Genomic DNA, 5,720 nt, shown 5'->3' on the forward strand with positions numbered 1-5,720 from the left:
CCCTACGATAAGTCAACATCAGTTCACTGCCGTTCACTGTGTTTCCTATATCTCAGGAATCATCGCTCCACCCCACACGCCCCTAAACGGGCCCCCTCCGCTTTTCAATTAGTCCAGCTCCGGGTGCCCAGGGGCTGATGGGCTTCCCGATGCTACCCTACGATAAGTCAACATCAGTTCACTGCCGTTCACTGTGTTTCCTATATCTCAGGAATCATCGCTCCACCCCACACGCCCCTAAACGGGCCCCCTCCGCTTTTCAATTAGTCCAGCTCCGGGTGCCCAGGGGCTGATGGGCTTCCCGATGCTACCCTACGATAAGTCAACATCAGTTCACTGCCGTTCACTGTGTTTCCTATATCTCAGGAATCATCGCTCCACCCCACACGCCCCTAAACGGGCCCCCTCCGCTTTTCAATTAGTCCAGCTCCGGGTGCCCAGGGGCTGATGGGCTTCCCGATGCTACCCTACGATAAGTCAACATCAGTTCACTGCCGTTCACTGTGTTTCCTATATCTCAGGAATCGTCGCTCCACCCCACACGCCCCTAAACGGGCACCCTCCGCTTTTCAATTTGTAAAGATATTTTCTTGACATCTTTTTTTCTGGTGTGTAAAATAGTCGATGTAAAGGCTTTTGACTTAACACGGGGGTATTATTCGATGCTTGAGAAAACAACGAGAATGAATTATTTATTTGATTTCTATCAGTCGTTGTTAACACCGAAGCAACGAAGCTATATGTCTCTTTACTATTTGGATGATTACTCTCTTGGGGAGATTGCTGCTGAGTACAATGTAAGCCGTCAAGCGGTGTATGACAACATTAAACGTACAGAAGCAATGCTAGAAGAATATGAGAATAAGTTATTATTACTTCAGAAATTTCAAGAGCGTCAAGTTCTTTTTGAAAAGATGAAAAAAATGCTAGAACATGATACCTTATCTATATCTGCGTTGCGAGAGGCAGTAGAGGAACTAGAGAAATTAGATTAAGGAGGCTGACGTATGGCATTTGAAGGTTTAGCTGACCGACTGCAGAACACGATGCAAAAAATCCGTGGAAAAGGGAAAGTAAATGAAGCGGATGTAAAAGAAATGATGCGTGAAGTACGTCTTGCGCTTCTTGAGGCAGACGTAAACTTTAAAGTGGTAAAAGACTTTGTCAAAAAAGTAAGTGAACGTGCAGTTGGACAGGAAGTGCTAAAAAGCTTAACTCCTGGACAACAAGTTATTAAAGTAGTAAAAGAAGAGCTTACGGAATTAATGGGTGGAGAAGAAAGCAAAATTGGTGTGAGTAAACGTCCTCCAACTGTCATTATGATGGTCGGACTTCAAGGGGCGGGGAAAACAACCACCACTGGTAAGCTTGCAAATTTACTGCGTAAAAAACATAATCGTAATCCACTATTAGTAGCTGCAGATATTTATCGTCCTGCTGCGATTAAGCAATTGCAAACATTAGGAAAACAGCTTGATTTTCCAGTTTTTTCACTAGGAGACCAAGTTAGTCCTGTTGAAATTGCAAAGCAAGCGATTGAAAAAGCGAAAGAAGATCATCATGATTATGTATTAATTGATACAGCAGGTCGTCTTCATGTAGATGAAGCCCTAATGGATGAATTAAAGCAAATCAAAGAACTTGCAAACCCAGAAGAAATATTACTTGTTGTCGATGCAATGACAGGGCAAGATGCTGTCAATGTAGCCGGAAGCTTTAACGAGCAGTTAGGATTAACGGGAGTTGTCTTAACAAAGCTTGATGGTGATACACGTGGGGGTGCTGCGCTTTCCATACGTTCTGTTACAAACACACCAATTAAATTTGTTGGTTTGGGAGAAAAAATGGACGCGCTTGAAACATTCCATCCTGAGAGAATGGCTTCTAGAATCCTAGGAATGGGTGATGTGCTTAGCTTAATCGAAAAAGCGCAAATAAACGTGGATGAAGAAAAGGCGAGAGAATTAGAAAAGAAAATGAAAACAGATTCATTTACCTTTGACGATTTTCTTGATTCCTTAAGCCAGGTGAAAAGCATGGGACCACTTGACGAATTAATTAAAATGATGCCAGGTGCGAACAAAATCAAAGGCTTAAACAATATGAAAGTGGACGAAAAGCAAATTGCACATGTAGAGGCAATCATTAAGTCCATGACTAAGCAAGAAAAAGAACATCCAGAGATCATCAATTCTGGCAGAAGAAAGCGTATTGCAAAAGGAAGCGGTAGAACCGTTCCGGAAGTAAATCGACTTTTAAAACAGTTTGATGACATGAGAAAAATGATGAAGCAAATGACCAATATGGGTCAAAAGGGCAAGAAAAAAGGTAAATTAAAATTACCTTTCAACCCGTTCTAACGACAGTTTTTTATATAAAATTGGCTTCGTTTGTCCATTGAAATTGGGCGAAAACAGACTGTTAGAGGGCGTAAATAAAGATTTTTAACACTGACAAGAAAAAACACTTTACAAAGTGTTGGAGTATCTGATAATATACTATCTTGTGTGAAACTATTCGGAGGTGCAATATTAAATGGCAGTAAAAATTCGTTTAAAAAGAATGGGAGCAAAAAAATCTCCTTTTTATCGTATCGTAGTAGCAGATTCTCGTTCACCACGTGATGGACGTTTCATTGAAACAGTAGGAACTTACAATCCGGTAGCAAACCCAGCTATCGTGGAAATCAACGAAGATAAAGCTCTACAATGGTTACAAAATGGTGCAAAACCATCTGATACAGTACGTAACCTATTCTCTAACCAAGGTATTATGGAAAAATTCCACAATATCAAAAACGCTAAATAATTTTTGATGCAATGAAAGAGCTTATAGAAACGATTGTTAAGCCCCTTGTTGATTTTCCAGAGGAAGTTGCCGTAACTGTAACAGAAGAGGATAATCGTATCACTTACTTGCTTTCTGTCAACGAGAATGACATAGGAAAGGTAATAGGGAAGCAAGGGCGAGTAGCGAGAGCCATTCGAACGATTGTTTATGCAGCAGGATCATTACAACAAAAGAAAATTATTGTTGATATTAGAGATTAAATGAAAAGGAAGGAGGGGGAACCCTCCTTCCTTTGTTTTTTAGGAGAAATATGGGTTTGGCTGATTAGTGCGCTTCTTTGGCTGATATCGATGGAGATTTGGCTGATAAATAATTATTTTGGCTGATAAACATGTTACATTGGCTGATATAGTAAACTTAAGTGCTAGCATTTCTTCAGAAGTAGCTGTAGTGTTGGTAAAATGATTGATAATTTACTTGTATTTAGACGAAAAATGCAATATATGTTACCTTGTTAGTAGTATGTACAAAGGTTGTCATCTGTTAGGAGGAAGTATATGAAGATTCTTCAGTCTGTAACAGTAAAACAAGTTTTAACAGAGAAAACGCGAAAGTCCATTTCTGAACGATATCGGCAAGAAATAGAGCAACTAGAAAAAGAAGTACAACAGCTTCATTTTGAAGAAAGAAAACAATTGAAAAATCACCCTTCTGGTTCGGAAATTAAACGTTTTTTTCGAAAGGAAGTTACAAATAAATTAGAGAAACAAAAAACGATAGAGTTTCAATTAAATCAATTACATATACTACCATTAGGGACAGAAATCAAGGAGCAAGAAGTAATGGCTGTTGTTGATGTTCAGGTGGGGCAGGCTTGGGAAAATACAAATAAGTCAATTATTGTAAAAGATGGAACAGTGGTTGATATTCGATAGAGGTGAATGCAATGGAGAAATGGTTTAATGTTGGTAAAGTTGTCAATACACATGGGATAAGAGGAGAAATTCGTGTTATTTCTCGTACTGATTTTCCAGAAGAACGCTACAAAATTGGGAATACGATTTATTTTTTTCAGACAGATAAAGCGAATCCGCTTGAATTGAAAATTAAAGGCCATCGAGAACATAAGAACTTCAATCTGCTTACATTTGAAGGCTATGAAAATGTGAATGATGTGGAATTTATGAAGGGCGGCCTTTTAAAGGTGCCAGAGAGCTTTCTTGGAGAACTTGCAGAAAATGAGTATTATTTTCATGAAATTATCGGTTGTAAAGTGGTAACCGTAGAAGGGGAAGAGCTTGGAGAAATTACGGAAATCTTAACACCGGGAGCGAATGATGTGTGGGTTGTGAGAGGCCAAGATAAAAATGAAATCTTGATTCCATATATCGAAGAAGTAGTGATGAAAGTAGATGTGCAAGAAAAACTAGTTGTAATAGAGCCAATGGAAGGGCTGTTTTCTTAATGAAGATTGATGTACTTACATTATTTCCAGAGATGTTCGAAGGGGTTCTTCATAGTTCTATTTTAAAGAAGGCAGAAGAAGGCGAAAAAGCTGCGTACAATGTCGTGAATTTTCGCGATTACGCTGATAATAAGCATCAAACCGTTGATGATTATCCGTACGGAGGAGGTGCTGGAATGGTATTAAAGCCCCAGCCGATATTTGACGCTGTTGGTGCATTAACAGCAAAAAAGGAAGGAACCAAGCCTCGTGTCATTCTAATGTGTCCTCAGGGAGAAAGATACACGCAAGCAAAAGCGGAAGAACTGGCCAAAGAGGAGCATTTAATCTTCATTTGTGGTCATTACGAAGGATATGATGAAAGAATCAGAGAGCATTTGGTAACAGATGAAATCTCCATTGGTGACTATGTCCTAACTGGCGGTGAATTGGGCGCAATGGTTGTCATTGACAGTGTTGTACGGCTATTGCCAGGTGTACTGGGGAAAGAAGCATCCCATGTAAATGATTCGTTTAGCACTGGTTTGTTGGAGCATCCTCATTACACTCGACCAGCTGATTTTCGTGGTATGAAGGTTCCGGATACACTGTTATCTGGAAATCATGCTCATATAGATGAATGGAGAGAAAGGGAATCTTTCCGAAGAACGGTTGAAAGACGTCCGGATTTACTAGATAATTATCCGCTGACAGAGAAGCAGAAAAAGCTTGTAAATGAGTTAAAAAAGCAACATCATCCAAGTTAACATAATACAATTATATTAAAAATAGCAAAGTTCTATTATTTTTAGAAAAAATATTGCTGTTATTATAGTTTTATGTTAAGATAACACTTGTGACTTAAACAGATGGATTTCTGTGAAGAGTCTTATAACGATGTTCCGCTGCAAGTGGTCTCCATTATGAGTGCAAGAGCGTCTGTTGGAAGGAGTTGAAAACGATGCAAAAATTAATAGAAGAAATTACAAAAGAACAACTTCGTTCTGATCTTCCTTCGTTCCGTCCTGGTGACACTGTACGTGTACACGTGAAAGTTGTTGAGGGTACTCGTGAACGTATTCAGTTATTTGAAGGTGTTGTAATTAAGCGTCGTGGTGGTGGTATCAGCGAAACTTTTACAGTACGTAAAGTTTCTTACGGAGTTGGCGTTGAGCGTACATTCCCTGTTCACACACCTAAAATTGCGAAGCTAGAAGTTATCCGTCGCGGTAAAGTACGCCGTGCGAAACTTTACTACCTACGTAACCTACGTGGTAAAAAAGCTCGTATTAAAGAAATTCGATAATTGTTACCAAAAAAGAGCTTGTTCTTGTAACAAGTTCTTTTTTATATCTTACTGTATGAGTAAAATGTTTGTGGGAGAATAAATATCCTTTTTGTCTAGTTGGGGGACGCGTCCTCCAACTAGACAAAAAGGCCACCAAGCGAGAGCGCGGTAGCTGGAAAAAATTAAGCATTAAAAAAG

General features: G+C 39.4%; 8 protein-coding genes. All 8 read left to right on the top strand.

The features are described 5' to 3' along the window. Positions 1–662 precede the first annotated feature (662 nt). The 8 genes from QQZ16_RS02165 (at position 663) to rplS (ending at position 5,540) form a co-directional block, all read left to right on the top strand. On the top strand, positions 663–995 hold the full coding sequence (locus tag QQZ16_RS02165; protein WP_031534436.1) for a putative DNA-binding protein: 333 nt from the start codon (positions 663–665) through the stop codon (positions 993–995). Positions 996–1,007: 12 nt separating this feature from the next. Further along, complete coding sequence (ffh, locus tag QQZ16_RS02170) at positions 1,008–2,360, top strand: signal recognition particle protein (protein WP_284561041.1); 1,353 nt, start codon at positions 1,008–1,010, stop codon at positions 2,358–2,360. A 175-nt stretch (positions 2,361–2,535) separates the two neighbouring features. Beyond that, positions 2,536–2,808 carry a 30S ribosomal protein S16 gene (gene rpsP / locus QQZ16_RS02175; RefSeq protein WP_031534440.1) on the top strand — a complete coding sequence of 91 codons (273 nt, stop codon included), beginning with the start codon at positions 2,536–2,538 and terminating at the stop codon, positions 2,806–2,808. 11 nt (positions 2,809–2,819) lie between these two features. Continuing rightward, positions 2,820–3,050 carry a KH domain-containing protein gene (locus QQZ16_RS02180; protein WP_031534442.1) on the top strand — a complete coding sequence of 77 codons (231 nt, stop codon included), beginning with the start codon at positions 2,820–2,822 and terminating at the stop codon, positions 3,048–3,050. Positions 3,051–3,347: 297 nt separating this feature from the next. Continuing rightward, positions 3,348–3,725: a YlqD family protein gene (locus QQZ16_RS02185; protein ID WP_235247690.1), complete on the top strand. Its 378-nt coding sequence runs from the start codon at positions 3,348–3,350 to the stop codon at positions 3,723–3,725. Positions 3,726–3,736: 11 nt separating this feature from the next. Beyond that, positions 3,737–4,255 (top strand): ribosome maturation factor RimM, encoded by a 519-nt coding sequence (rimM, locus tag QQZ16_RS02190; protein ID WP_031534446.1) that lies wholly within the window; start codon positions 3,737–3,739, stop codon positions 4,253–4,255. Next, positions 4,255–5,001 (top strand): tRNA (guanosine(37)-N1)-methyltransferase TrmD, encoded by a 747-nt coding sequence (trmD, locus tag QQZ16_RS02195; protein ID WP_284561042.1) that lies wholly within the window; start codon positions 4,255–4,257, stop codon positions 4,999–5,001. The genes rimM and trmD overlap by 1 nt, the downstream gene beginning before the upstream one ends. A gap of 194 nt (positions 5,002–5,195) precedes the next feature. Next, positions 5,196–5,540 carry a 50S ribosomal protein L19 gene (rplS, locus tag QQZ16_RS02200; RefSeq protein ID WP_031534450.1) on the top strand — a complete coding sequence of 115 codons (345 nt, stop codon included), beginning with the start codon at positions 5,196–5,198 and terminating at the stop codon, positions 5,538–5,540. Positions 5,541–5,720 lie beyond the last annotated feature (180 nt).

It is taken from the genome of Bacillus sp. T2.9-1, assembly GCF_950097965.1.
In the GTDB taxonomy this organism is placed as follows: Bacteria; Bacillota; Bacilli; order Bacillales; family Cytobacillaceae; genus Niallia; species Niallia hominis.